Source organism: Paenibacillus graminis, assembly GCF_000758705.1.
GTDB lineage: Bacteria > Bacillota > Bacilli > Paenibacillales > Paenibacillaceae > Paenibacillus_AQ > Paenibacillus_AQ graminis.
Window position 1 is genome coordinate 4,037,011 of sequence record NZ_CP009287.1, and the last position, 26,974, is coordinate 4,063,984.

Consider the following 26,974-nt stretch of genomic DNA (forward strand, 5'->3'; position numbering starts at 1 on the left):
ATGTATGCGCCGGACAAGCTCAGGCCACGGGAGGGTCAACATGGATATCTGTATCAGGTGCCGTGTTTACCCACCGGGTGAACGTGACCTGCAGACCTGCACGGGTAGGTGCGCACACGAACGGACCTGCCTTTTTCCCTGTCTCATACGGAAACCGCGCCACCCGGATCGTGCGCCATGGATGGTTCTCTGTTCTGGCCCTAATCACCACTGCATCATTCAACCGGGAAGCCCGGATGGTCACCACCCCGCCCGACCATTCCGGTACAGGCGACAGCGACCAGTCCGAATATCCGTCCGTTACGACTGCACCGATATGCGGCACACCGTCATTCAGCTCAATACCGGCTTTGATCCACTCTGTGCTGCTATGCCACAGCATAATCCCCGCCTGGTCATACAGCTCTGTGAACCCCTGGAGTGAAAAGCTAACCTCCACTGCGTCACTGTCTTCCCAGGATGCCAGCAGCGCATGCCCGTTGTCATGCTGGAAGCCGTACATCGTTTGTTCCCAATAATCGCTGCCTTCCGCTGCTTCTACAATAAAAGTTCCATCCAGAACCTTGGCGGATACCGGCTCATTGCTCCAGACGCCACTCTGCCAATTCACAGTTTTCCTCACATCGACACCTCTTCTTTCCGGTTCTTCATTACCGCGTTAATTTTCTCAGAGCTTATCAGCATTACAATAATATATCCCACCAGCATAAACGGAAGAATCATAAATGAGCTGCGCGCGGCAATCCATCCCAGCATAGGAGGCAGAAAAGCGCCTCCGGTATAGGCCATAGCCATCTGATAGCCCATGATTTTCTGGGAATTCTGTTTACCGAAACGGGCGGGCGTCTCATGCAGCATACACGGAAAGATGGGAGCAGCGCCAAGGCCTACAAGAATAAATCCGAATAAGGAAAATATAGCCGGCAGCGGCAGGACCAGCAGCAGCGCCCCCAACAGAGAGACCAAGATGCCGGTGCGGATCAGCTGGCGGTTATTAAAACGGAAGGTAACAAAACCGGTGATCAGCCTCCCTAAGGTGATCCCCCCGTAATAAAGCGACACCCAGCCGGCAGCGGTTGCTGCAGACAGCCCTTTTACATTGACCAGAAAGCTGCTGCCCCAGAGCCCAAGCGTTGCCTCTACCCCGCAATAAAAAAGAAAGGTAATCAGCGCAAGCTTCACGCCCTTGATGCGCAGCACCCCTGTCCCCGGAACCTGCGGCGAAATAATCTCCTGCTGAATTTGCTCTGCAGGTGCCTGAGCTGCGGGCTGAGCACGCTTCCAGAGCGGCAGCGCAATGAACAACACCACAACCAGAGCGAACTGAATCAGACTGACTGTCAAAAAACCGTGCCGCCAGGACTCACCTGCAGCAATATAACGCGACATAATTATCGGGCCCAGCATAGCGCCTACCCCCCAGAAGCAGTGAAGCCAGCTCATATGGTGGGCTTTGTAGTGAGTAGCCACATAATTGTTCAGCCCGGCATCAATAGAACCTGCACCGAGTCCGAGCGGAAAGCTAAGCACTGCCAGCCAGAGAATCGAAGGTGAATATGAAAAGCCTAGTAAAGCAACCGCCGTAACGGCAACGCTTATAAAAGTAACCTTCCCCGTACCCAGCTTATTCAGCACCGCACTGCTGGCCAGGCTGGAGACGATTGTACCTGCAACAACGATCATGGAGAGCAGGCCCGCCGCATCCACCGGTGCCCCGAAATCCGGGCGCATCATCGGCCAGGCCGCTCCAATCATGGAATCCGGCAAGCCAAGACTGATAAAAGCCAAATAAATAATAATCAGAAAAACCGTAGCCATAAATGTCTACCACCTATGCTTCAAATTTGGTCAATTGCAGCCCCGTCTCCAGGGTTGCGAGGGTTGAAACGATCATGCCATTCAAATAATCCGCGGCAAAATCCGTGCTTAGCACAATCTGCGGAGCCACACCGGGCGGCAGCAGCCCCGCACATAGCTCCACAATGCCGCTAAGATGCTCCACCTGCAAAAAGCTGCCGTACAGCACAACAGCGTCCGGGTTCAACACGCCGCTGACCGTCGCCGTCAGTCTGGCGATTGCCTCCATCATCCCTGCCGGTGAAGACTGCCACTCGCTGCTGCTCCATGGAATACCCAAAGGGATATTGGCTACCTCACCGGCAAAACCGCTTCTCCCTCTATGGAGCTTGCCGTTAATAATAATGCCGGCCCCTGGCGGAAACCGGTCAGGAAAGTACAAATAAACCGCCGAAGCCGCCGCTTCCCTCCCCGTTCTGCTATAGTATCCGATCGCCGCCGCATTCACATCATTTTCAATAATGACCCGCTTCTGGCAGCGTTCCCTGAAATACTCTGCCACAGGAATACCGCGCAGGGCCTCATAATCAGACAACACCAGCCTTCCACCCGCTTCTGCGCCGGGCAATCCGAAGCCGATCGCCTGGATAGCAGGATACCGGTTAAGCAATTCATCAATAATGACTTCGAAACAGACCAAATCCACCTGCTCTACAGGCCGGTTTGCTTCATACAGACAGCGTCCAAAAAGTGTAACCACCGTACAGTGGATACAGATGCCCCCGTGCTTTTCAAAAGGGAACAGGATCAGCGCCAGAGCATGCTCATCATTGTATATGTATTGCTGGGCAGGTCTTCCCCCGCTGGATGAAATCTGCCCCGCGGCCAGCACCTCATTCTGCCGGACCAGCACCTCAAGCACGGAACCGGCGGTAACAACGCTGAGTCCCGTGTCCTCGGCGATCTGCCGTTTGGTAGCCTGTTTGCGTTCCTTCAGGACGCGCCGCACCAGGTTGATATTCACTTCCTTGATAACTAGAGCATTGCCCCCGATGTTCTTCATCTGCCCTCACCTCATTATTATATTACTTTATAAAAGCATTATAATAAATGGTTTTTTTTCGCGTGAGAATATAAATAAGCCCGGCAGATGATTGCTGCCAGGCTCATATTTATAAATGAGTACAGTTATTATAAGTTCTACAAATCGGGGTGCTCGTGTTTGGCTTTGAGACGGGTCCAGCGGCGCTGTACTTCACTTTCGAAAGCACGCAGTGCAGGTTCGTTCTCCGGCTTAAGCAGATGGCGGGTTTTGCCCATCGTTTTCAGCCATGCAGAAACTTCAACACGTTTGTCTTTCTCTTCCGGATTATACGTAATCGTTGTTGTGCCCCGCTCTACTTCATAAAGCGGGAAGAAGCAGGATTCTACCGCCAGCGACACAATATCTGTACCGTCTTTGTCTTCACTCATCCAGTTAAGCGGGCAGGCAATGAGGATCTTGCCGTAGACCAGACCTTCATTCTGTGCGTACCACTGGGCTTTGGCTGCCTTTTTGAGCAAATCCTGCGGATAAGCCTCACAGCCGGTGAACACGTAAGGGATATTGGTTGCGGCCATAATCTGTGCCGTATCCTTATGCTGGGTTACTTTACCCTGCTGTGTTTTGCCGATGCTTGAAGTCGAAGTACGGTGGCCGAGTGGTGTGGAATACGACTGCTGGGCGCCTGTATTCATGTATCCTTCGTTGTCGTACTCTACAATAATCATCTTGTGGCCGCGCAGTGCTGCACCGATAGCCGGGCCCATACCGATGTCCATCCCGCCGTCACCAGTAACCATGACAAAGGTGAAGTCTTCCTTCAGGCCAAGTCCATCCAGCTCACCGCGGCGTTTGCGTTCCCAGAACATCTCCACGACACCGGACAGCGTAGCTGCACCGTTCTGGAACAGGTTGTGGATGAACGTCGATTTATGTGCTGAATAAGGGTAGCCGGTAGTCGTAACCATCGCACAGCCTGTATGGTACAGTGCCACGATGTCTCCTTCGATACCCTTGAAGAACAACTCCAGCCCAGAGAAAATGCCGCAGCCCGGACATGCCCCATGTCCCGGGGACAAGCGTCTTGGTTTCTTCATCAGGCTGCGGACCGGCGGAACCTTCACACTAAGCTTGCCTGTCTCTTCATTCTGCTTCACGGTGATCAGGCCTGTCTTGAGGGATTCGAAATCCATCGGCTTCAGCAGACGCTTAGGCGCATTCTCCGGCGTTCCCGGATTGTGGCCGTAGTAATCAAACGGAATTTCCACACGGTCAGCAGCTGCTGCATCCATTGCCAATTGGAAGAAATGATGTCCGTCTTCGGCGTAGAAGTCTTTGCCGCCCAGGCCGTAAATACGGCTGATTACCTTCGTAGTGGTATTGCCATATGTGAACAGCGCCGCTTTGATTTCGTTGACCATGTTGCCGCCGTGTCCGCCGACAGAATCCGCACGGTCTCCAACCGTAATAGCCTTCACATTCTTCAGCGCTTCAGCAATTTGCTTCTGCGGGAATGGACGGATCATGTTCGGGGAGATGGCACCGGCTTTGATTCCTTGCAGGCGAAGCTGGTCGACCACATCCTTGATGATCTCCGAAGCGGAGTTCATCAGGAATACAGCAACATCGGCATCTTCCATCCGGTACTGCTCAATCATCGGATAGTGGCGTCCGGTCAGCTCGGCGAACTCTTGGGCAATCTCTTCGAATACTTCACCGGCATTGTACATGGCAACGGATTGCTGGTAACGGTTGTTGATATAATCAGGTTCGTTCATGTACGGGCCAACAGTTACCGGATTGTTGCGGTCCAATGTATCTGTAAAGCCCGCAGGAGGCTGCTCGCCTACGAACTTATGAACATCCTCGCGGTGGGCAAAAGCCTGGACACGGCGTTTCTGATGGGACGTGAAATAGCCATCGGAAGCGACCATGACCGGAAGGCGGACCTTCGCGTGCTCAGCCAGCTTCAGGGCCATCAGGTTCATGTCATAGACGGATTGGGGGTCCCGGCACATCAGAATCGGCCAGCCGGTATTCAGGGCAAAATATAAGTCAGAGTGGTCACCATGAATGTTGAGCGGGCCTGAGATCGAGCGGCAGATCAGGTTCATGACCATAGGCATGCGCGTACCTGCTTGTACAGGCATTTGCTCCAGCATGAACATATAGCCTTGGGCGCTGGTAGCGTTGAAGACACGTCCGCCCGCAGTAGATGCGCCGTAACAGATCCCCGCAGAGCTATGCTCACCATCTGAAGGAACAAGCATGATGTCATGCTGTCCGCTGGCTTTCATGGTGTCCAGGAATTGGGCAACCTCAGTCGATGGCGAGATAGGGAAATAACCCATCACATGATAGTTGATCTGATGGGCGGCATAAGCAGCCATTTCGTTGCCGGATTCATATAGGAATTTCTGCTCCACTTTGGCAGAGCCTACTTCTTTTTCATAATCGATAGCCATTATTCATTCCACCTTTCTTCCGAGTATTAATCCTGGGTAACCAGATCAAATTGGTGGTGCACTGTGTGGCTGTCCGCATAACCTTCCTTCTCACGCTGGCTTGACAGCGCCGAGGTTGGACATGCGCCCACACATTTCAGGCAACCCTTGCAATATTGATAGTCGATGCCTGTCAGGAACATTTGCGAACGGCCCTTGCGGTCAATCCGTTCTTCCCATACAAAGCACTGATCCGGACATACAGTATCGCACTGGGCGCAGTGAATACACGATTCGTTATCATAAGCCGGGAGCATACCGGAGCGTGAAATGCTGAGATTCTTCAGGAATGTGCTGCCCGGATTAATAATCGAGCCGCCGATCGGCTGGGTATCGTAACCCAGAACGCCAATATCGGAACGGACATATTCAGGCATGCTGTCCCCGGCAGCCAGCTCAAACTTCATAAATTGCACTTCATTATAGCCGCGCTCAAACGTCGTAATGGCCGACTGGACGGCCTGCGGATATTTTTTGCCGAGGGATTTCTCAATAACACCCTTCATGGTTTCGGTATCAAGGAATGGACAGAGCCGGAACAGCGCGCCCAGCATCGCCATATTTACCCGGTTCTTCTCTTTCAGCGCAATGCTGGTTCCATCGATCACGGCAATGGTTCCGGCCTTCATCTTCAGCAGCTCTTTCAGCTCATCCGGCGATTTGGCCGAATTCACCAGTACCGTGCTGTGCTCAAGGATACCGCTGGTCACGTTGACTGTCTTGGCCAACGCTTCATGGAACACTCCCACAACATGCGGACGTTCTACCGGCGAGGTATCACGGATATGCGTGTTCAGATCACAGAAGCGGATATGTGCCTTAACGGCAGACCCCTTCTTCTCCGAACCGTAAGAAGAGAAACTGACACCGTTCAGTCCGGCACCGACCACTCCTGCTTCTGCTAGCATCTTGCCTGCCAGGTTCGCACCCAAGCCTCCAATGGATTCCAGACGAATCTCGAAAAATCCAAGATCGTTAACGATTGGTAATTGTACCACCGACAAAACCCCTTTCTAAGTGTCAAGTAGAATAACATCCTTATGACTTTTTCAACGATTGTAACTTGATTTCGCAGGTCGCGAAGTGACAAATCTTGCATTTTCCACGCTTGGGGAATCACAATAATTTATGGATTTCAATCGATTTCTTTATACGCGACAGTGCTGCGTTACTTTAATAGAAGATAATCTTCCATAAAAACGACAAAATGTGAACATTATATGTCAAACTGCATTTCCCAAGTCAAATGTGGAACGAATGTCACCCTTAATTTAGCAATAAAATTAAAAATTAAGATGTTAAATTTGTCACATAAAACATGATAAATATCACAGGCCGGAAACATGTCCCGCCTATTTTCCCCGTATCTAAAATGCCCTCGTCCTATCTGCGGAAACAATTGTATGATGGGCATTCTATTCACAACAAAAAAGGTCAACCGGAAGTTTATGACTGACCTATTAATCGAAAAAGCCCATCCGCTGCCGGATAGGCCTGTGCTTTATTGCCCGCACATCATTTAATTAGTAAGTCCACCAGTTACCGGACATCACAATCATAGAGAACAGCTTGATGCTGTCTTCATAGTAGTCTTCCGCCGCACTGCCGGAGGTATGGCTCCAGACTGAATTCAGCCAAGCCTGGTTGGCCGAGGATGTCATTGCACTAACGCCAAAGGGGGCATAAAATGCGCCGCTGTTGTAGCTTCCGAACGTCGAGCCATTCAACTTGTAGCCGTCCTTGATACTGCCCGGAGAGCTGTTGACCTTCGTTTTAATCCAGCTGTTCATCTGATTCAACTGGTTCAAGGCTCTGTTATCTCCGGTTAGCAGGTAATCCGTTGTAATGCGCCAAGGTGTCCGGCAGGAGTTATAGTTGTAATTTCCGTCATTTGCATCTTCCAGGAAGCCCGCCGCCGCCGGCTTGTAGACGCCGCCCGAGTACACGACAAAGTCAGGCAGGAGTCCGGTGCTGGAGCTGTATCCGCTGTAGAGGCTGTTAATAATGGTGTAGGTTTTGTCCGTTACGTTCTGCCAGCGGGAATCTCCGGTCGCCGCCTGGAAGGCTTTGAGATGATTCAGCATGAAGTCCGAAGGGCGTGTGGCCGTATTATACGTGCCGCTGTTAGCCCAATCCCCGAGCCGGATCGTCCACTGGCTCTGGTTAATTTCGTTATCCATAATAGCGTTAATAATATTATTAGCTGCCTGCAGATAGTTGACCGTACCGCTGCTTCCCCATTGTTTGTCGGCTAGAAGCAGCGAGAAAGCGATGTCCATGTCTCCGTCGGTCGCGGAATCTTCGCCTTCAATGTTCTGAAAGCTGCTGTTTTGCTTCCAGGACATCAGATAAGGGTCGATGGAGCTGGGATGCGCAATATAATAGTTATATAAGCCGTTGTAATACGTCTGGGCGTTGCTGTCGTAGCCGGCCATCAGCACCGTGAACAGCATGCCATAGCCATGAGCTTCCGATACCGTTTCCCCTGCCGAGTTATATTTGACATAATATTTGCCGGTGCCGGCCGGCTTCAGATATGCCGCTTTCCACGCATCCCATTTCGTCTTCACGGCATTGTCCATCACCGTTTGAGACACATTATTCGGTTTGATCGTCCCGCTGGTATACGTGGTATGCTGGGGAAAGGGTTTGTTCACCGCTGCAAAAGCTGAGCCCGCAGGCAGGATAAAGATAGCCAGACATAACAATACGAAGGATTTCCAGTGCCACATACGCTTCCCTTGATTTTTCATCATCAATCACTCCTCAAAGTTTTGTAGACATCGGCTTCAAAAAGCTTTGTGCAAAACTCGCCTTGGAAGCATACCCTTTGCCAGTAACATTTCGGATAATCGGTAATGCAGTCTGGTTCCTCACCTCCCTGGCAGCATCAGATTGGCAGCTTGCGGCACACAAAAGTTAAAGCGCTTTAACTTTTGTGGCAAAAAAAACAAACAGTCCCACACGGCAAGAAAATTGTAAATTAGTACATAATTAATATATTATTCCAGTCTATCGGTGTCAATACGTATATTGTCCTACGAGAGAAATTTCCGGTTCATTCAACAGATAGCGGCACTGTCAAAAACCGAGTATTGCCGGTACAAAAAAGCTGTCCCTATAGAGAAATCCTACTACAGGGACAGCCGTCATGTCCTAACTTAGCTTAAATTCCAGTGTTCGGCTCATCGTTCAGGTCCGGCATCATATGCTCGGCAATCAGCTGCTGCTTGCGGGTCCAGACCCGCTCGCTCAGATTAACACGGTACACTTCGGGATTCAGCTTGCGCAAATACTCCGGCCAGAACAAATCAATCTGCTCCTGATGATAACGGCGGATTTCATCGAGAACCGGCAGCTTGTAGACCTGAAATCCGTTCACAAAAATCGGCTCCAGCATCGATACCGCCTCATATTTCTCCACATATTTCTGCAGGTAGGGATGCAGCGGATTGAACAGCTTCAAGCGGGCACCACTGCGCGGTTCCTGCTCGCCAGGGAAGCTGATATAGTCGGCCAGGGCCTTGCCTTTGGGACCGACGATCCGGAAAACTTCCTTTTTGCCAGGCGTAGATACTTTCTCCGGGTTGGAGGATATCTTGATCGTCGGCACCATTTCGCCGGTAGGCGATTCTATCTCGACAAGCTTGTACACACCGCCCAAGGAAGGCTGGTCTGAGGCAGTGATGAGCTGTGTCCCCACCCCCCATGTGTCAATTGCCGCTCCTTGCGACTTCAGGTTCATGATTGTATTTTCGTCCAGATCATTGGAGGCTACGATCTTCACATAGTCCAAACCTGCCTCATCCAGCATTTTGCGTGCCTGAATGGACAAATAAGCCAAGTCTCCGCTGTCCAGCCGGATGGCGTTCATCCGCTTGCCCGCCGCTTCCAGCATCTTCGCTGTATTGATCGCATGCGGCACACCGCTGCGGAGGGTATCGAAGGTATCCACCAGCAGGGTGACGCCATCCGGCATCACCTTGGCATACGCATCAAAGGCCTCCTGCTCGCTGGCAAAGCTCTGTACCCAGGAATGGGCATGGGTTCCCTTGGTGGGAATGCCGAACTTTTTGCCGGCCAGCATGTTCGAGGTGGCATGGAAGCCGCCGACATAAGCCGCGCGGGCGCCCCAGACAGCCGCATCCGCTTCCTGCGCACGCCGGGTGCCGAACTCCAGAAGCGTATCTTTCGGAGCCACCTGCTTAATCCGGGATGCCTTGGTGGCAATCAGGGTCTGGTAGTTCATGAAGTTCAGGATAGCCGTCTCCACCAGCTGCGCCTCCATGATCGTACCCTCAACCCGGATCAGCGGTTCATCCTGGAATACCAGCGCCCCCTCTTTCATGGAATAGATACTGCCCTGGAAATGGAACTGCAGCAGTTCTTCCAGAAAAGCAGGCGCATAGTTTTCTTCCTGCTCCGACAGATAACGGATATCCTCTTCCGTAAACCGCAGCTCGGAAATATACTGGGTGATACGCTCCAGCCCGGCGAATACGGCAAAGCCGTTGCCGAACGGAAGCTTGCGGAAATAGGCTTCGAACACCGCTTTCCGCTTATGGCTTCCATTCATCCAATGGGCGTACATCATATTGATCTGGTATTTGTCTGTATGTAGAGCAAGTTCTCTCCTCAAATCCTCATCTCCTAGCTATTCTTCTCTAAACTACCGTCGCTCCGAGACTTCCGCTGAAATGTCCCAGCGCCCAGAGATGCCCTTCCGGATTGAAGCTGGCCACGGCATCCTTGTGAACAACAATGCCGAAGCCCTTGTTATAGGCATCCACTGCCGTATGGAGGACACAAATATCCGTGCAGACGCCAATCAGGTGCAGTTCAGTTATGCCCCGTTCACGCAGCTTCAGTTCCAGATCCGTGCCGCAGAAGGCACTATAGCGTGTTTTGTCCATCCAATAGATGGATTCCCGGTTCTGTTCGTAAACGTCTTTGAGGCTGCCGTATAGCCCGCGGCCTGCGGTATCCCGCAGATTATGCGGCGGAAACAGCTTGGTCTCCGGATGGTAAGGATCATTCTCCTCATGCAGATCCACCGCCATAACAACATAGTCGCCACTGTCAACAAACGCCTGCGTCAGTTCGCTGATCCGCGGTGCGATATCAACACCGGGCTGTCCCACCGGCAGGCTGCCGTCCACAAAATCTTTAGTGAAGTCAATGATGATCAAGGCTCTCATTCCGATTACCTCCTAAGTATAGATGGATAACAAAGGCTCATGATCCGTGAACATATAGAGCTGTGCCGGACGCTGCGAGTACTGGTTGGAGCTGACCGGATTGCCGGCTTCATCCCGTACTTCTTTTAATATACCCTGGCGGCTGCGGGTTGAAGTGATTTTGCGGATAAAATTAGGCTCCTTGAATTCAGGCACGACAGTCTGGATCACCTGATACAGCTCGCTTAACGTAAAATGGTGCGGCAGAAACTGCCGGGCAATCGTCGTCTGCAGCATTTGCTGCTGAATCCGCAAATAGGCATCGGTAATAATGTCATGATGATCAAAAGCAAGCTCAAGCTCCTCAAGCGCTTCCTGCAGCGTGAACAGCCCCACCTCTCCCGCATCATCGGAAGCCTGTCTGTGTTCCAGCATCCACTCCTCCACCAGCGCAAAGAACGCATGGCTGATAATCCACCCGCGCGGATCACGTCCGGGCTTACTGTAGACACCCAGATACTCCAGATGTCCGCCGTCGACACCCGTTTCTTCTTTCAGCTCACGGGTCGCGGCATCATAGATAGATTCATCTTCCTGGCAAAAGCCTCCGGGCAGCGCCCACATCCCGGCACAAGGCCATTTTTTGCGTTTGACCAGCATCACCTTCAGTTCGCGCAGCGGAAGTGTCTTGGTGACGGTCTTCCGCTCGCGTTTGGTCAGCGTAAACATAACTATATCGGCCGGAACCCCATCCGGTGTGCGGTATTTTTTGACGTTATAGGTTTGTTCCTCGTTCTCGCTCACAATGAATCATCCTTTGCCGCTGCTTATTTATAAGTGGTTCATCCTTGATTTAATCCCCGCAGGTCGAAGGAGGAGCTTCCGTACCCGCTTCGACATTGATTTTCTCGGAGACGGTGTCCCGGATTACAGAGATCACCAGCTGCAGCAGATAGTTGATATCGCTCTGGCTCTGCTGGAACTCATTCACAACCGGAATCCCGTCGATTTCATCCTGCAGCACTTCAATTTCACGCTCGATCTTGGCAACCATTTCCTTGTTCTTGAAGCTTTCGAACGCTACAATCTCTTTCTGCTTCTTCTTGATGGCTGCAATGAGGCTCTGCACCCGTTCATGATTCTGAATTTTTTGTTCAGCCTGCTGGAAGTGTTTCACTTCCTCGCTGGTGGAAATGAGTGAAGCAAGCTCTTTGGCCTTGCCCATAATATCCTCCCGCACAATCAGGTCACGGGTATTGTAGGTCTGCATGCCGTAATCGTTCAGACGCGGTTCTTCCTGGCTCACTGCTATCGCCCCATTCCTCTATGATTATAGAATTGACACGGCCTCCGCCATGCAATCCCCCTTGATGTACCATGTCTTCGTATCCGTAATTCTAACCTGCACAAAGGTGCCGATCAGTTCCTTCGGCCCTTCAAAATGCACCAGCTTGTTGGCCCGGCTGCGGCCGGACAGCACATTCGAATTGTTTTTGCTCTCGCCTTCCACAAGCACCTCGACGATCTCCCCAAGCATCCGGTCATTGCTGATCCGGCTCTGCTCCTTAATCAGATCATTCAAACGCTGCAGGCGTTCACTCTTCACCTCTGGCGGCACATTATCCTCCATCGAGGCTGCTGGCGTCCCTTCGCGCGGTGAATAAATAAAGGTATATGCCATATCATAGCCCACTTCGCGCACCAGCGACAATGTATCTTCGAACTGCTCTTCGGTTTCGCCAGGGAACCCGACAATAATATCGGTAGTCAGCACGGCGTTCGGGACACTGGCCTTGATTTTTTGAACAAGTTCCAGATACGTTTCGCGGCTGTATTTACGGCTCATTTTTTTCAGCACGGCTGTGCTTCCCGACTGTACCGGCAGGTGGATATGCTCCGTCAGGTTGCCGCCTTTGCCGAGCACTTCAATCAATCTATCGTCAAAATCACGGGGATGCGAGGTCATGAAGCGGATGCGGGGAATATCGATCTTCCGCATATCGTCCATCAGGTCCCCGAATGTATAGTCTATATCTGTAAAATCCTTGCCGTAGGCATTTACATTCTGTCCCAGCAGGGTGACTTCCTTGAAGCCTTGGCGGGCCAGCTCCCGCATCTCGGCAATGACATCTTCAGGCCGGCGGCTGCGCTCCTTGCCCCGTGTGAACGGCACAATACAGTAGGTGCAGAACTTATCGCAGCCGTACATGATATTCACCCAAGCGCGCATCCCCTCCCGTTTCTTGGGCAGGTTCTCAATAATGTCGCCTTCCTTGGACCAGACCTCCACGACCAGCTCTTTGCTGAAGTACGCTTCCTTGACCAGCTGCGGCAGGCGGTGAATGTTGTGGGTACCGAAGATCATATCCACGAATCCGTGCTTGGACATAATCCGGTTGACCACGCCTTCCTCCTGGGACATGCAGCCGCAGACCCCAAGCAACAGGCCAGGCTTCTCCAGCTTCAGATTCTTGAGGTGACCCAGCTCCCCGAACACCTTGTCTTCAGCATTCTCGCGGATGGCGCATGTGTTCAGCAGAATGATATCCGCCATGTTGCGGTCTTCGGTACCCATGTAGCCCATCTGCTCCAGAAGCCCCTTCATAGTCTCGGTATCATGCTCATTCATCTGGCAGCCGTAGGTAGCTATCGAGTAATAATGCTGTTTGTGGCGGTTGATCTCTCTGAACTCTTCCATAATCTTATTCGTTTCCACATTGTCGAAATTAATAACCTCTATATCCTGCTTACCCCGGCGTTTGCCTTCCTTGTAATCCGGATTCGAGTTGATCTGAACCGTGCGGCCCTTGATCCGGTAGGTCGTTTTGCCCTCTTCTTCACTGATGACTTTGGCATCAGAGAAATCAAAATACTTGGAGTAATCCTTCGAACCACCCTTGCCGGATTTTAAGTCCGGTGAGTTATTCCCCGTCGTCATGGTTTCACGTCCTTTATTCATGAAGCTCTGCAGTATTTGCAAGGCTAATTTTGTAATACTCAAGTAAAAATTATAGCATAAATCATCCATTCCGGTAATCGGTGGGCGGCAGGCCATTCCATTTGCCCGCATCTGCCCATTTCTAGCGAAATCAAAAGGTGAGGTATTTTTACCTCTGATTTCACTGTAGGCGGGCCTCTTGGTCAAAGGTGAGGTATTTTTACCTCTGATTTCGCCGCAGACGGGCCACTTGGTCAAATATGAGGTATTTATACCTCTAATTTCACTGTAGGCGGGCCTCTTGGTCGAAGGTGAGGTATTTTTACCTCTGATTTCACTGCAGACAGGCCACTTGGTCAAATATGAGGTATTTATACCTCTAATTTCGCTGTAGACGGGCCTCTTGGTCAAAGGTGAGGTATTTTTACCTCTGATTTCGCTGCAGGCAGGCCACTTGGTCAAATGTGAGGTATTTTTACCTCTGATTTCACTGTAGGCGGGCCTCTTGGTCAAAGGTGAGGTATTTTTACCTCTGATTTCGCTGCAGGCAGGCCACTTGGTCAAATGTGAGGTATTTTTACCTCTTTTCATTCAGGCGCCCACTTCTGGTCAAATCAAGGCCGTTGTTACTGGACAAACCGGACTGCGGTACGCTCGCCCACATAGCAAGATTAGAGCATCCGTTGATGACGGTGCAACTTCGCGGGAGTTCTTCCGGACACGATGGGCTCCCCTTCATGACCCAACTGCCGCTAATGTGGACTGGAAAACGTTATTTGACAGGGGTCGCCCATTCCGTCCTTCCGCAGGACAAACAGACTGAGGTTCCTCTAATGGACGCTTTTATCCTATTCCTTATTTCCCTATACTCCTATTCCCCTATTTCCCTATTCCCCACCGCCACTCCGCTGAGAAGCCCTAACCTCCTTCACCGCTTATATCATCCGAATCTCCCAAAATGTCCACACTTTTAGCCGTTGTATAGTTTCCTAAGGAATTCAAAAAACCGCCCTGTTCGGAGCGGTTTCCAAGGCAAAAGCTGCCTTCCTGCTTGTGTGATTAATTAAGTGTTCTCGTCGCTTCGGGAGTAAAAGCAATAATTTCGTCTTTTCTTCCGCTCTGCACCTTGGCTGGCCATGCAGGATCACTAATGAGTGCTCTGCCAACAGCTACAAGATCGAACTCTGCGTTCTCCAGCTTTTCCATCAGCCGGTCCAGATTGTCTTCTTCATTTTGCTCTGTTACTGCGGAACCGAATTCACTGTTCAGTCCTACAGAACCCACGGTAATCGTGGGTTTGCCGGTGATTTTCTTCGTCCATCCGGCCAGATTCAGCTCGGAGCCTTCGAATTCCGGCAGCCAGAAACGGCGCGTAGAGCAGTGGAAAATATCCACACCTGCATTGCTTAGCGGAGTCAGGAACCGGGCCAGTTCTTCCGGCGTCTGTGCCAGCTTGGCCGTATAGTCCCCGGCTTTCCACTGCGAGAAACGGAGAATGATCGGGAAATCCGGCCCCACCGCACGGCGGCAGGCATCGATGATTTCAACGGCAAACGTTGTCCGTGCCTCCAAGTCGCCGCCGTACTCATCGGTGCGCTTATTGGTTTTCTCCCAGAAAAATTGATCGATCAGATATCCATGCGCCCCGTGCAGCTCAATGCCGTCAAAGCCCACAGCCTTGGCATCCGCGGCTGCCTGCGCAAAAGCAGCGACAATCCCGTCGATTTCCTGCTTGGTCATCGGTTCTGTAATCTTCTCACCGGCCAGGTTCAGCCCGGAAGGACCGATCGGCAGCGCGTCCACATTCGGCAGCTCGCCAACCGTACGGGCCATGCCGACATGCCAGAGCTGTGGAACGATTTTGCCCCCGGCAGCATGAACCTCTTCCACCACTTTTGCCCAACCCTTCAGAGAAGCTTCACCGTGGATATTCGGGATATTCTGGTGGCTGACGGCAGACGGATGGTTAATTGCTGTCCCTTCCGTAACAATCAATCCAACTCCACCTTCGGCACGGCGGCGGTAATAAGCAGCAACATCCTCACCCGGTACGCCATTGGGCGAAAACACACGGGTCATAGGGGCCATCACGATACGGTTGGCTAGTGTCAGGCTTCCTGCCTGAAAAGGGGCAAACAATTTATCGGTATTCATATCCAGCCTCCATTTCACAATATAATTACTTTAAGTAAGCATATTATGACTTTTGTAACGGGCAAAAGCAAATATGTTCTTCCAAATTTATCCACAGCAAAAACCGGGATGCAGCAGTTACCTGCTTATCCCGGCGCTTGAATCCAATGTAACCTGTATTTTGCTCTAAATAAGGATTCTATACTTCCAGAATCCCTGCTTTTGGCGTTACGCGGAATGCCGCGGCCAAATCGGCCAGCTGCCGGTCTGTGATCTTCTGCTTGATTTCCCTGCCGCCGATCAGGTTGTAGACCATTGCCGCTTTTTCAATCGTTTCCACCAGGCCAAAAGTTGCGTCCATCGTTGCCCCGGTGACAAAAATGCCATGCTGCGGCCAGATCACTACACGGTAATCTTTCATTTTGTCGGCAGTCGCCCTACCGATTTCACTGCTGCCCGGAACCATCCAAGGAATGACACTGACACCGTCCGGGAAGACGACCAGACATTCCGTGCACATTTCCCACAGGGTTTTGGTGAATTTCAGCTCATCCAGATCATGGGTGAATGTCATGGCGATGACATTCGTAGCATGGGTATGCAGCACAATGCGGTGTGACGGATCTACCTTCAACCGCTCAATGTGGCTCATGAAATGCGAAGGCAGCTCGCTCGTCGGCACTGCGCCGCTCCGGAGACCCCACAGCACTTCCACGCTCTCCCCGCTGCCGCTGACACGCAGAACACCGAGATTCGCTTCCGGATCTTTGATCACATTGCGGAAGTATTTGCCCGAACCTGTGACAATGAAATATTTGCCGGCCAGCTCCTGAACCGGAAACGTCAGTTTAATCGTCCGCTGCGGCTCCCGGATGTTGATATACCGGGCTACCTCCTCCTCATCCAGCAAGCAGCTCACATTGCCGCCGTTCAGCTCATCCCAGCCCAGTGACCACATGTGGTGGGTGATTTCCGACATCTCGCGGATAAACGGGGCTTCCACGCTTGCGATATAACCTTTGGATTCAATTACGGATGCGCTCATATGTGTTCTCTCCTTTATATGCATGGCGTTCAATCATATCCGCCCTTATCTTGCAGACAGCACTTCCTGCTCATAGCGCTTCACTTCAGCCAGCCACTGCTCGCGGACAGGTGTATTCTGCGAGGCACAGTAATAATCCCAGACCGCACCGAACGGATAGGACTTGAATTCTTCGGCCAGGGCCAGACGGGAGGTATAATCTCCAGCCAGCTCAACCGCCTTCAGCTCTGCCACCGGCTCCAGCATGGCCCGCAGCAGTGCCTTGATGGTGTTGCGTGTGCCGATGACCCAGGCGGCGATGTGATTGATGCTGCCGTCAAAAAAGTCCAGGCCGATATTCGTGCGGCCCAGCAAATCTCCACGGACAAGCTCGCGGGCGATTTCGAGCAGCTCGTCATCCATGGTGACGACATGGTCGCTGTCCCAGCGGACCGGTCTGCTGACATGCAGCAGCAGTTGTTCACTGAACATCAGAATAGAAGACAGTTTATTGGAAATGACTTCGGTCGGATGAAAATGCCCGGCATCGAGGCAGATTGCCTTGCCCCGGGTCAGCCCGTAGCCCATATAGAATTCATGAGATCCCACAACATAACTCTCTGAACCAATCCCGAACAGCTTGCTCTCTACCGCATCAATGTTGAACTTCGGATCAATCTCCTCACTGAACACTTCATCCAGCGATTCCTTCAGGCGCATGCGCGGAGCCAGCCGGTCTACCGGGGTATCCTTATAGCCGTCCGGCACCCAGAAATTCGTCACGCAGGGCTGCCCCAGCTCGCGGCCAAAATATTCAGCAATCCGGCGCGAAGCCTTGCAGTGCTGAATCCAGAAGCTGCGGATCTCCTTGTCAGCATGGCTTAAGGTGAATCCGTCTGCCGCTTTGGGATGAGAGAAACAGGTCGGATTGAAATCCAAACCCAGCCCCTGTCCCTTGGCCCACTCTACCCATGGCGCAAAATGACGCGGCTCAAGCTTATCCAAATCCACCTGCTCTTCCGTGTCGGCATAGATGGCATGCAGATTCACCTTGTGTTTGCCCGGAATCAGCGACAAGGCCTTCTCCAAATCCTTGCGCAGCTCATCCGGCGTACCCGCACGCCCAGAATAGCTGCCGGTTACTGCAATCCCTCCGCTCAGCTCTTTATCTTTAAAAAGAAACCCTTTAACGTCATCGCCCTGCCAGCAGTGCAGCGAAATTTTGATCTGTGCCAGCTTCTCCAAAACTTCATCCACCTGGATTCCATGGGCTGCATATAATTTCTTTGCCTCGTTATAACTATTGATGATGCTCTGATCCATGCTGCAACCTCCTTAAAGTTTTGCGGGCATCTGCCCCTTGACTGGCCTGGATTCAAATCCCGCCCCGAAAGCATCCTCATCGTTTCGTGGCAGCTGCTCCCTGATAACACTACGTTCAACACTCCATTCGTAAGTTTTGCTTCGTTTACGGATCTGCTTCCTAATGAATTACCGGGACATGTAGAGCCCCCCAGCGGTCCAGCAGCGCTTCCAGCTGCGGAACAGGACGCGGGGTATAAGAGATAATGGGAAAAGAATTTCCGATGATCGCTCTGGCTTCGGCTATATTGGCAACAGAACCTACATGAATCAGCTGAACCGCGAGATTTCCCAGTGCTGTTGATTCCGTGGGGCCGGCCAGCACCTCTCTGCCGATAACATCAGCAGTCAACTGGCACAGCAGCGCGTTATTCGCCCCGCCGCCGACGATTTGCAGCACCTCCACCGCTGTTCCCGTAAGCTCCTCCAGCTCCTGCAGATAACTCCGGTAGGACATGGCCAAGCTGTCAAATATACAGCGGGCGAGTTGTCCCGGTGTTACCGGGACAGGCTGGCCGCTCTCCGCACAAGCGGAGCGGATTTCCTCAATCATGTTGTCCGGATTGAGGAAACGCGGGGCGTTGCACGGGATCAGACTGCGGAAGGCTTCAGCTTCTCCGGCCAGCCGGGCCAGCTCAGCGAAGCTGTAGCGTTCTCCGTCCAGCCTGCGCACTTCCTGGATCAGCCAGAGTCCCATGATGTTTTTGAGGAACCGGTAGGTGCCGAAGGCTCCCCATTCGTTGGTGTAATTCGCCGCCATCGCCTGCGGATTGTTGATCGGGTAGTCAAGCTCCACACCCAGCAGCGACCAGGTGCCGCTGCTGACGTAAGCTGCAGACCGGCCCTTTTGCACGGGTACACCAAGCACCGCAGAGGCGGTGTCATGCGTAGCAGCGCAAATCAGCTGGCAGCGGGGCAGATCATACTGACGGACAAGTGACTCCTGGATAAATCCAAGACTCTCACCCGGAGCCGTCAGCGGGGCAAACTGCTCTCTGCGCAAATGGAGAAGCGACAGCAGCTCGGAGTCGAAATCACCCGTCTGCAAATTCAGCAGTTGCGTAGTAGAGGCATTTGTAGCCTCATTGATCTTCCGCCCGCCTAATCTATAGTAGAGATAATCAGGCACCAGCAGAATTTGATCCGCTTCGGCCAGTTCTTTGCGGTCATGGGCATATAATTGATATAAGGTATTAAAGGTTAATTGCTGAATCCCTGTTTTGGCATACACTGTTTCAGGTGAAAGGATGGCAGCCACTTCCTCCATGACACCCACCGTACGGCGGTCACGGTAAGCATACACCTCCTGGATGCGGCTTCCATCCGCATCCAGGAGCACATAATCCACCGCCCAGGTATCGATGCCTAGCGTACACTCCGAGATGCCCAGTGCTTTGGCTTTCTGGAGTCCAACGATAATCTGCTCAAATAAATAATCAATATCCCAGAAGCAGGAGCCCTCGCGCTCCTTGAAGCCGTTGCTGAAACGGTGGATTTCCTCAAGGCTGAGCTCCCCTTCCTTGAGCGTTCCAAGCAGCAGGCGGCCGCTGGAGGCGCCGATATCGGCGGCGATATGTTTGTTCATAGAAGCTCTCCTTACTTAAAGGTTGTTCTAGAGAATTTTGAGGAACAGGGCAATCACTTCTTCTTTGGTTGGAATGAACGGATTGCCGGGTGCGCAAGCGTCCTTCATCGAGTTCTCTGCGAGCAGGTCAAGATCGACCTCATTTACACCAAGCTCAGACAATTTGGACGGAATGCCCACTTCCTTGGAAAGTGCTTTGATCGATTCAATCACGAATTCAGCACATTCCTTATCGCTTTTCCCTTCAATCTGGAGTCCAATGGCCTTGGCAATGCTTCTGAATTTCTCCGGCACATGCTTCGCATTTTCTTCTTCCACGTAAGGCAGCAGCATCGCATTGCATACACCATGCGGCAGATCGTATACGCCGCCAAGCTGATGGGCCATCGCATGCACGTAGCCAAGTCCGGCATTGTTGAATGCCAGCCCTCCGAGGAAAATGGCATACACCATTTGCTCCCGGGCTTCAATATCATGGCCGTTCTTTACCGTCCGGGCCAGATTCGCGAAGATCAGCTCCACCGCAGCCAGCGCGGTTGCATCGGTTACCGGATAGGCTCCGGGTGTAACCAGGGCTTCGATGGCATGGGTCAGCGCATCCATCCCGGTAGCCGCGGTAAGGGCGGCCGGTTTGTCGATCATCAGCTCGGGATCATTGACCGAAATGGTGGCGATGCTGTTTTTATCAACCATAACCATCTTCACTTTGCGTTCTTCATCTGTGATGACGTAGTTGATAGTGACTTCGGCGGAGGTGCCGGCGGTTGTATTAACCGCTATTATCGGCAGTGATTTATTTTTGGATTTGTGCACGCCTTCATAGTCTTTGATATGCCCGCCGTTGGTGGCGATAATCCCGATGGCCTTCGCTGTATCCTGCGGCGAACCGCCGCCGATGGAGATCAGATAATCGCAGCCCTGCGCATTCAGGAAAGCTACGCCGTCATGGACATTTTTACACGTAGGGTTCGGTTTGACTTCATCATAGAGAGAATATTCTATTCCCGCTTCATCCAGTACTGCCAGCAGTTTGCCGGCTATGCCGCTCTTGACCAGAAATTTGTCGGTGACCACAAGCGCCTTCTTCAGCTTCAATTCCTGAATGTAAGGCCCAATCTCCTTCAGACAGCCTTTTCCCATAATGTTGGTGGACGGAACATAATAGACATGAGTACTCATTGATTGACCAGCCTCCCAGGCAATTTGTTAAAATGGTGGATCATTCATTAATGTTCTTCTTCGCAAGCTGGAAGCTCTATGCGGCTACGGCGCCTCAGGCTGGCCACTGAGTACAAAACAGCCGGCCGGCTCCGGCACCTCTCAAAAAGGTATCGCTTACAAACAAAGCATTAACATCCTCATCGTATCCCCACAAATCTTTGTTGTCAACAAATAAAATATAAATTATGTTGTTTTTATTTGTTTATTGTCTGTTTTGCAAAGAAACATCTATAGTTCACCTGTGGTTTTAGTATAATTCTTGCAAAACACAGATATTTAGGTCTATAGTTATTCCATATAGCTCCGGAAAGGTGATACATATGCTGGCAGCCGAAAGACGCAAAAAAATCATAGATCTTGTGCATCAGGATAAAAGGGTGCTCGTCTCCGATCTGAGCCGGATGTTCGAGGTAACCGAAGAAACGATCCGCAGGGATTTGGAAAAGCTGGAGAAGGACGGCATTCTAAGCCGGACTTACGGCGGGGCGATGCTGAACAGGCATACCAATGAGGACTTGCCGTTTGTGACGCGCAATGCGCTTAACACCGATATGAAACGCAATATTGCGCTTAAGGCGCTGGATCTGATTAACGATGGAGATACACTGATGGTGGACCCCAGCTCTACTGCCTTTGAGTTTCTAAAGCTGCTGGGCAACAAAAATAATCTGACTGTCATTACAAATTCCATTAATATTCTGCATGAGTTCGCCAGCTCCGGCATGAATATCATATCCTCCGGCGGTTCACTGCGCCATCGTTCACTATCCCTGGTCGGGCCGGTCGCCCATGATACTATCCGGCGCTACAACGTGGATACCGCAGTCATCAGCTGCAAAGGCATCGATATGGAGCGGGGAATTACTGATTCTAACGAGCCGGAATGCGAGTTGAAGAAACATATGCTGCGCCAGGCCCAGAAGGTTGTGCTTCTCGCCGACCATACCAAGTTTGACAAAACAGCGTTCACCAGGCTGGTTGATCTTAGCAGCATCGACGTGCTCATTACGGACCGCCGGCCTGCGCAACCCTGGTTGACACGGCTGGCTGAAGAAAATATCGAGGTATTGTATTAAAAAGACCGCCCGGTCCCCTGCCATTTGTTGTGCAGGGAGCCGGGCGGTCTTTTTTGAACATCTGAATACACGGGCTTCGTTCAGGAACGGCACATTCGTCTTTCGTTTGCCGCCTACATCACTCCGCCTTTGGAAAGCATGATATTTAAAATCGCAGTATCGGTATCCGCCAGCCCTTCCTGAACCAGCCGCTCCATGTTGCGGATCGTATCTTCAACCTCTTCGAATATAACACCGTCCTTCGTAGTAGGCGCAATGTCGTTCATCGCCAGTGTGGCTGCCTGGATGGCTGCATTGGTGGAGGTGGAGATTTTCAGCGCACAGGTTGATTTCGCACCGTCGCAGATCATACCTGACAAGGAAGCTATGGTATTCTGTATTCCATGCTTGATCTGTGCCAGGCTGCCTCCCATAAGGTAAATAATTCCGCTGTTCGCCCCTACCCCGCCTGCAATTCCAGAACCGCAAAGCGGCGAGAGACGCCCGATGTAATGCTTGATGTGGACAGTGACGAGATTGCTCAGTGCAAGCGCACGGGCCAGCATTTCCTTGTCCTTGCCGAGAAGCTCTGCCAAGGCAATCACGGGAAGCGTGCAGGCGATCCCCTGATTCCCGCTGCCCGCTGTAGTCATCACCGGCATTGCGCTCCCGTCCATCCGCGCATCGGAGGCCGCTGCCGTCGCAGCGATGATCCGGCTGGCTATATCATTCCCGAACAAATTCACCGCTGACTTCTGGCTCATCTTCTTGCCCACCTGCAGACCATAATTGCCCCGCAATCCCTCTTCAGATATAGCTTTGTTCATTCGGGCGCCTTCCAGAAGAAAGCTTATATCCTGGAATGGAACCGCATCGATAAACTCGAAGATCCGGTCAACAGAACCGGCATAGGCCCCGGAATCCGATAGTCCCGGCTTGCCGCAGTCTGCTTTGGATTTAGGCGGAGTGATCTTTTCCCCGTCCAATGCCAGGAAGTCTATATGGGTATGCTCCCCGGCAATAATGGCAGTTGCCGTATGGTTCGGGGAATACACCCGGGCTTCAATATATAATTTCTCGGGAGTGTCCTTCAGCTCTACTTCCAGAAGCCCCCGGTCAAGCAGCTCATTGGCCTGCTTCAATTCTGCCGGAGTCAGGTTAGACAAAATTTCGAGCTCCTTATGGGAACGGCCTACTACCGCACCGAGCGCTGCCGCAATGGGGAGCCCGGTCTGCCCGGTACCGGGAATGCCTACCCCCATAGCATTTTTAATAATATTGCCGCTGAGCTGGAGCTTGATGAATGTGATTTCTTCCTTCAGAAGCTCTGCCGCCAAGGAAACAGCGTAAGCAACTGCAATCGGTTCGGTACATCCTTCAGCCGGAACTACTTCCTTATGCAAAATTTCCAATAAGCTCGACATATGGATTCTCCTACTCTCTTTTTCCTCTGTTCTCTCTGTTCCAGAAGTTTATTTCTATATAGTATATCAGCAGCAAGCTCCAGGGAACCCCTTATCTGGTCCTGCAGCCAGGATTGTGAGATCTGAAATTGACAGGCTTTGGAAAACGTGATGTAGTAGGGTTTAGCAGTATAGTAATTTTTAACATTTTAAGTTATTTTTACATCTCTAAAATTTTACATATTGGGAGGATACCCATGGAACAGCATTCGGAACAGCATGGAAGCATCATCCGCTACCGCAGCGGCCGGCTCAGCCGGGAAGAGGATACGATTGTGGCGGAGCACCCGGTGACAGTCAAAATTAACGGCGAAGAATTCATTACCCTGGTTTGTACCCCGGAGTATATCGAGGATATGGTTGTCGGATATTTGGCATCGGAAGGCATTATCCGGGGAATGCAGGATATTCAGCAGTTATGGACGCAGGAAAAAGAAGGCTTTGTACATGTAACTACAGACCGTTGGAACCCGCTCCACCGCCAGCTTTTCGCCAAACGTTATGTCACCTCCTGCTGCGGGTCCAGCCGCCACGGGTTCGTCTATGTCAATGATGCACGGACCGCCAAAAGCAAAACCGGAGTTCATACGCTGCTTACTTTTGATGATTGCTTCCGCCTCATGGATGAGGTGCTTAGCGGCGCAGAGCTGTTCCACCGGACTGGTGGCGTACACTGCGCCGCACTCTGCAATACGGAAGGGGTAGTGCTCTCCCGCACGGACATTGGACGCCACAATGCGCTGGACAAAATTTACGGTCACTGCCTCAAAACAGGCATCGATCCCAGCAACCAGATCATCGCCTTCAGCGGCCGCATTTCTTCGGAGATATTGCTCAAGGCTGCCAAAATCGGCTGTGAGATCATTTTATCCAAATCCGCTCCTACGGGCCTGGCTGTTGAACTGGCAGAGCAGCTGGGGATCACCGCAGTAGGTTTCATCCGGCAGAATTCCTGCAATGTATATACGCATCCCGAGCGGATCAGCGACCTGGGACCACTGGAAATGAAACTATAAAACAAGCAATTTCAAGCATAAAACTCACTGTTCTGTAAATTTACTTTTGTTACAATATTTACAAGCCGTGTAAAACGTCAAGTGATCATGATTGGACAGCCGAAGGGGGAATGCACAACGTACCCGATATTGGAACAATTAGCGTCTGGCGGATCTGTGAGTCAGCAGGAATTGGCTGACCTGATCAGCCATCTTGATGGAGATCTCCGAAGGCGGCTGCATGATCTGGCCCATAAGACAAGAATTACAGCCTACGGTACAGCCGTTTACTTGCGCGGACTGATCGAATTCTCAAATATATGCAAACAAAACTGCCTGTACTGCGGCCTGCGTTCCGGCAATAAAGCCGTAAGCCGTTACCGTCTGCAGCCGGAAGAGATTGTGGATTGCTGCCGGGAGGGCTACGCCTTGGGCTACCGCACGTTTGTGCTGCAAAGTGGTGAAGACGACTGGTATACCACGGAAAAGCTGGTGCAGTTGATCACATCGGTCAAACAGCTGTACCCTGATGCTGCGCTGACCCTTTCGGTCGGCGAGCGGGATGATGAGTGTTACACAAGGCTGTATGCGGCGGGTGCAGACCGTTTTTTGCTGCGTCATGAAACTGCCTCTGCCCCACTGTACCGTGCACTCCATCCTACGATGGAGTATTCGGACCGCCGGGACCGCTTAAGCTCCCTCCAGCGGATCGGCTATCAGGTAGGAGCGGGATTCATGGTCGGCCTGCCCGGGCAGACTGCTGCCGACTTGGCGGACGATCTGCTGTATCTGCAGGAGCTGCAGCCGGATATGATCGGCATCGGGCCTTTTTTGCCGCACCGGGATACGCCGCTTAGGGACGAGCTTCCGGGAACGGTAGAGAACACGCTCGACATGATTGCCCTGGCCCGGCTGATGGTGCCGGATGCCCTGATTCCGGCGACTACCGCGATGGGCACAGTCCATCCGAACGGACGGGAGCTGGCGCTGCAGGCTGGAGCGAATGTCTTGATGCCCAATCTTTCCCCAATGTCCGTACGCGGCAAATATATGCTCTACAATAACAAAATCTGTACAGGCGACGAATCCGCCCAGTGCAGGTTCTGTCTGGAGCAGCGGGTGAAGTCCGCCGGCTTCCATGTGGAAATGGGACGGGGCGACAGCTTAAAGCATCTCTCCCGCTCCCTCCAGGAACATAGATTCACCTGATCCTAAAGATAAACACAGAAAGAAGTGGATAAGAGTGAGCAAAGTGAATGAACGCCAGACGGCGGATTTTATACAAGACGAGGAAATTATGGAAGCCTTGCAGTATGGCGCGGATGCAGCAGCCGACCCGCACATCATAGCAGCCATCCTGGAAAAAGCAAAGGCCTGCAAGGGCTTAAGCTCCCGGGAAGCAGCCGTGCTGCTCCATGTGGAGGACAAGGAAACGCTGGAGCAGTTGTTCCGGGTATCCCGGGGCATTAAGGAACAGATATACGGCAACCGGATCGTCCTGTTTGCACCGCTGTATGTCAGCAACTACTGTGTTAATAATTGTGTATACTGCGGATACAAACATTCCAATTCGGAGTTTGCGCGCAGCCGCCTGAATGCTGAAGAGATTGCCGAAGAGGTCAAGGTCCTCCAATCGCTTGGACATAAAAGACTGGTACTTGAGGCCGGCGAAGATCCCCGCAACTGCTCCATCGACTACATTATTGACTGTATCCAGACCATCTATGACACCAAGCTCGACAACGGCAGCATCCGGCGGATTAACGTTAACATTGCTGCAACCACCGAGGACGATTACCGGAGACTGGCGGATGCCGGAATCGGCACCTATATCCTCTTCCAGGAGACGTATCACCGGCCCAGCTACCGGCATTACCATCCCCAGGGACCCAAAACTGATTACGATTGGCACACGACGGCCATGGACCGGGCCATGCGCGCCGGCATAGATGATGTCGGCATTGGGGTTCTGTATGGCCTTTATGACCATAAATATGAGACCATAGCCATGCTGAAGCATGCTGAGCATCTCGAGCAGGCCTTCGGCTGCGGCCCGCATACGATCTCTGTCCCCCGCTTGCGCGCAGCCGAGAACGTGAATCTGGACAATTACCCCCATCTGGTCAGCGATGCGGATTTTGCCAGAATCGTTGCGGTGCTGAGAATGGCTGTACCCTATACCGGGATGATCCTGTCCACCCGCGAGGATTCTGAATTTCGCGATCAGATCATCAGGCTCGGCATCTCACAGATCAGCGCAGGTTCAGCGACTGGTGTCGGTGCCTATAGTGTCAATAAGAACAAGGAAGATACTCCGCAGTTCACTGTCGGCGACCACCGCTCGCCCATGGAAATTATCAAAAGCCTGTGCAAGGACGGGTATGTGCCCAGCTACTGCACAGCCTGCTACCGGGAAGGCCGTACCGGTGACCGCTTCATGCAGCTGGCCAAATCGGGGCAGATTCACAATGTCTGCCAGCCGAATTCGCTGATGACCTTCCAGGAGTACCTGCTGGATTATGCCGATGAGGAAATGCGTGCCATCGGTGAGCAGACGATCCGTGAGAATCTGGAGCGCATTCCGCGGGAAGGCGTCAAAAAAGCTACCCGGGAGCAACTTCAGCGGATTCATGCGGGGGAGAGGGATTTGCGGTTCTAGCGTGAATGTGCCGGAAGAA

21 protein-coding genes are annotated in these 26,974 nt (G+C 52.1%); 4 read left to right on the forward strand and 17 right to left on the reverse strand.

Annotated features, from left to right (window positions below; translation table 11 throughout):
• Positions 1-19: 19 nt before the first annotated feature.
• The 16 genes from PGRAT_RS16985 to PGRAT_RS17060 all read right to left on the reverse strand — a co-directional run bounded on the left by PGRAT_RS16985 (position 20) and on the right by PGRAT_RS17060 (position 20,741).
• Positions 20-622 carry a DUF1349 domain-containing protein gene (locus PGRAT_RS16985; RefSeq protein WP_025707797.1) on the reverse strand — a complete coding sequence of 201 codons (603 nt, stop codon included), beginning with the start codon at positions 620-622 and terminating at the stop codon, positions 20-22.
• Positions 619-1,818 carry an MFS transporter gene (locus PGRAT_RS16990; RefSeq protein WP_042266920.1) on the reverse strand — a complete coding sequence of 400 codons (1,200 nt, stop codon included), beginning with the start codon at positions 1,816-1,818 and terminating at the stop codon, positions 619-621. The genes PGRAT_RS16985 and PGRAT_RS16990 overlap by 4 nt, the downstream gene beginning before the upstream one ends.
• Positions 1,819-1,831: 13 nt before the next feature.
• Positions 1,832-2,860 carry an ROK family protein gene (locus PGRAT_RS16995; protein WP_025709120.1) on the reverse strand — a complete coding sequence of 343 codons (1,029 nt, stop codon included), beginning with the start codon at positions 2,858-2,860 and terminating at the stop codon, positions 1,832-1,834.
• 137 nt (positions 2,861-2,997) lie between these two features.
• Entirely contained in the window at positions 2,998-5,304 is a 2,307-nt protein-coding gene (locus PGRAT_RS17000; RefSeq protein ID WP_025709119.1) for a thiamine pyrophosphate-dependent enzyme, read from the reverse strand.
• A 26-nt stretch (positions 5,305-5,330) separates the two neighbouring features.
• Positions 5,331-6,341, reverse strand: coding sequence for a 2-oxoacid:acceptor oxidoreductase family protein (locus PGRAT_RS17005; RefSeq protein ID WP_042266923.1), 1,011 nt, complete (start codon positions 6,339-6,341; stop codon positions 5,331-5,333).
• 525 nt (positions 6,342-6,866) lie between these two features.
• Positions 6,867-8,099, reverse strand: a complete 1,233-nt coding sequence (locus PGRAT_RS17010; protein WP_238326925.1) for a family 8 glycosyl hydrolase — start codon at positions 8,097-8,099, stop codon at positions 6,867-6,869.
• 410 nt (positions 8,100-8,509) lie between these two features.
• The gene (locus tag PGRAT_RS17015; RefSeq protein WP_025709114.1) at positions 8,510-9,982 is read right to left on the reverse strand and encodes a nicotinate phosphoribosyltransferase; all 1,473 of its coding nucleotides are present in this window, start codon (positions 9,980-9,982) and stop codon (positions 8,510-8,512) included.
• A gap of 25 nt (positions 9,983-10,007) precedes the next feature.
• Positions 10,008-10,541 carry a cysteine hydrolase family protein gene (locus PGRAT_RS17020; protein WP_025709113.1) on the reverse strand — a complete coding sequence of 178 codons (534 nt, stop codon included), beginning with the start codon at positions 10,539-10,541 and terminating at the stop codon, positions 10,008-10,010.
• Positions 10,542-10,553: 12 nt separating this feature from the next.
• A complete protein-coding gene (locus PGRAT_RS17025; protein ID WP_411830761.1) occupies positions 10,554-11,324 on the reverse strand; it encodes an NUDIX domain-containing protein in 771 nt (256 codons plus the stop codon).
• Between the two features lie 49 nt (positions 11,325-11,373).
• Complete coding sequence (locus PGRAT_RS17030; RefSeq protein ID WP_420329549.1) at positions 11,374-11,790, reverse strand: YlbF/YmcA family competence regulator; 417 nt, start codon at positions 11,788-11,790, stop codon at positions 11,374-11,376.
• 60 nt (positions 11,791-11,850) lie between these two features.
• Entirely contained in the window at positions 11,851-13,458 is a 1,608-nt protein-coding gene (gene miaB, locus PGRAT_RS17035; RefSeq protein ID WP_025709107.1) for a tRNA (N6-isopentenyl adenosine(37)-C2)-methylthiotransferase MiaB, read from the reverse strand.
• 1,059 nt (positions 13,459-14,517) lie between these two features.
• A complete protein-coding gene (locus PGRAT_RS17040) occupies positions 14,518-15,612 on the reverse strand; it encodes an NADH:flavin oxidoreductase (RefSeq protein WP_025709105.1) in 1,095 nt (364 codons plus the stop codon).
• Positions 15,613-15,790: 178 nt separating this feature from the next.
• Entirely contained in the window at positions 15,791-16,636 is an 846-nt protein-coding gene (gene rhaD / locus PGRAT_RS17045; RefSeq protein WP_025709104.1) for a rhamnulose-1-phosphate aldolase, read from the reverse strand.
• 45 nt (positions 16,637-16,681) lie between these two features.
• Entirely contained in the window at positions 16,682-17,938 is a 1,257-nt protein-coding gene (gene rhaA / locus PGRAT_RS17050) for an L-rhamnose isomerase (protein ID WP_025709103.1), read from the reverse strand.
• A gap of 160 nt (positions 17,939-18,098) precedes the next feature.
• On the reverse strand, positions 18,099-19,562 hold the full coding sequence (gene rhaB, locus PGRAT_RS17055; RefSeq protein WP_025709102.1) for a rhamnulokinase: 1,464 nt from the start codon (positions 19,560-19,562) through the stop codon (positions 18,099-18,101).
• A 27-nt stretch (positions 19,563-19,589) separates the two neighbouring features.
• Positions 19,590-20,741, reverse strand: coding sequence for an iron-containing alcohol dehydrogenase (locus tag PGRAT_RS17060; RefSeq protein ID WP_025709100.1), 1,152 nt, complete (start codon positions 20,739-20,741; stop codon positions 19,590-19,592).
• 362 nt (positions 20,742-21,103) lie between these two features.
• Here PGRAT_RS17060 and PGRAT_RS17065 point away from each other — a divergent pair, with 362 nt between their 5' ends.
• Positions 21,104-21,859, forward strand: coding sequence for a DeoR/GlpR family DNA-binding transcription regulator (locus tag PGRAT_RS17065; RefSeq protein WP_025709099.1), 756 nt, complete (start codon positions 21,104-21,106; stop codon positions 21,857-21,859).
• A gap of 113 nt (positions 21,860-21,972) precedes the next feature.
• On the opposite strand, the gene PGRAT_RS17070 is transcribed toward PGRAT_RS17065, so the two are convergent.
• Positions 21,973-23,262, reverse strand: a complete 1,290-nt coding sequence (locus tag PGRAT_RS17070; RefSeq protein WP_025709098.1) for an L-cysteine desulfidase family protein — start codon at positions 23,260-23,262, stop codon at positions 21,973-21,975.
• A 236-nt stretch (positions 23,263-23,498) separates the two neighbouring features.
• Between PGRAT_RS17070 and fdhD the strand changes: the two genes are divergently transcribed.
• The 3 genes from fdhD (at position 23,499) to hydG (ending at position 26,955) form a co-directional block, all read left to right on the forward strand.
• Positions 23,499-24,317, forward strand: a complete 819-nt coding sequence (gene fdhD, locus PGRAT_RS17075; RefSeq protein ID WP_025709097.1) for a formate dehydrogenase accessory sulfurtransferase FdhD — start codon at positions 23,499-23,501, stop codon at positions 24,315-24,317.
• Positions 24,318-24,404: 87 nt separating this feature from the next.
• Positions 24,405-25,505 carry a [FeFe] hydrogenase H-cluster radical SAM maturase HydE gene (gene hydE, locus PGRAT_RS17080; protein ID WP_081759047.1) on the forward strand — a complete coding sequence of 367 codons (1,101 nt, stop codon included), beginning with the start codon at positions 24,405-24,407 and terminating at the stop codon, positions 25,503-25,505.
• A gap of 34 nt (positions 25,506-25,539) precedes the next feature.
• On the forward strand, positions 25,540-26,955 hold the full coding sequence (hydG, locus tag PGRAT_RS17085) for a [FeFe] hydrogenase H-cluster radical SAM maturase HydG (protein ID WP_025709095.1): 1,416 nt from the start codon (positions 25,540-25,542) through the stop codon (positions 26,953-26,955).
• Positions 26,956-26,974: the final 19 nt, after the last annotated feature.

Coding starts and splice junctions, on each gene's coding strand:
- PGRAT_RS16990 (WP_042266920.1), bottom strand. CDS start 1,818: ATGGCTACGGTTTTTCTGATTATTATTTATTTGGCTTTTATCAGTCTT.
- PGRAT_RS16995 (WP_025709120.1), bottom strand. CDS start 2,860: ATGAAGAACATCGGGGGCAATGCTCTAGTTATCAAGGAAGTGAATATC.
- PGRAT_RS17000 (WP_025709119.1), bottom strand. CDS start 5,304: ATGGCTATCGATTATGAAAAAGAAGTAGGCTCTGCCAAAGTGGAGCAG.
- PGRAT_RS17010 (WP_238326925.1), bottom strand. CDS start 8,099: ATGATGAAAAATCAAGGGAAGCGTATGTGGCACTGGAAATCCTTCGTA.
- PGRAT_RS17020 (WP_025709113.1), bottom strand. CDS start 10,541: ATGAGAGCCTTGATCATCATTGACTTCACTAAAGATTTTGTGGACGGC.
- PGRAT_RS17030 (WP_420329549.1), bottom strand. CDS start 11,790: ATGCAGACCTACAATACCCGTGACCTGATTGTGCGGGAGGATATTATG.
- miaB (WP_025709107.1), bottom strand. CDS start 13,458: ATGACGACGGGGAATAACTCACCGGACTTAAAATCCGGCAAGGGTGGT.
- PGRAT_RS17040 (WP_025709105.1), bottom strand. CDS start 15,612: ATGAATACCGATAAATTGTTTGCCCCTTTTCAGGCAGGAAGCCTGACA.
- rhaD (WP_025709104.1), bottom strand. CDS start 16,636: ATGAGCGCATCCGTAATTGAATCCAAAGGTTATATCGCAAGCGTGGAA.
- rhaA (WP_025709103.1), bottom strand. CDS start 17,938: ATGGATCAGAGCATCATCAATAGTTATAACGAGGCAAAGAAATTATAT.
- rhaB (WP_025709102.1), bottom strand. CDS start 19,562: ATGAACAAACATATCGCCGCCGATATCGGCGCCTCCAGCGGCCGCCTG.
- PGRAT_RS17060 (WP_025709100.1), bottom strand. CDS start 20,741: ATGAGTACTCATGTCTATTATGTTCCGTCCACCAACATTATGGGAAAA.
- PGRAT_RS17065 (WP_025709099.1), top strand. CDS start 21,104: ATGCTGGCAGCCGAAAGACGCAAAAAAATCATAGATCTTGTGCATCAG.
- PGRAT_RS17070 (WP_025709098.1), bottom strand. CDS start 23,262: ATGTCGAGCTTATTGGAAATTTTGCATAAGGAAGTAGTTCCGGCTGAA.
- fdhD (WP_025709097.1), top strand. CDS start 23,499: ATGGAACAGCATTCGGAACAGCATGGAAGCATCATCCGCTACCGCAGC.
- hydE (WP_081759047.1), top strand. CDS start 24,405: ATGATTGGACAGCCGAAGGGGGAATGCACAACGTACCCGATATTGGAA.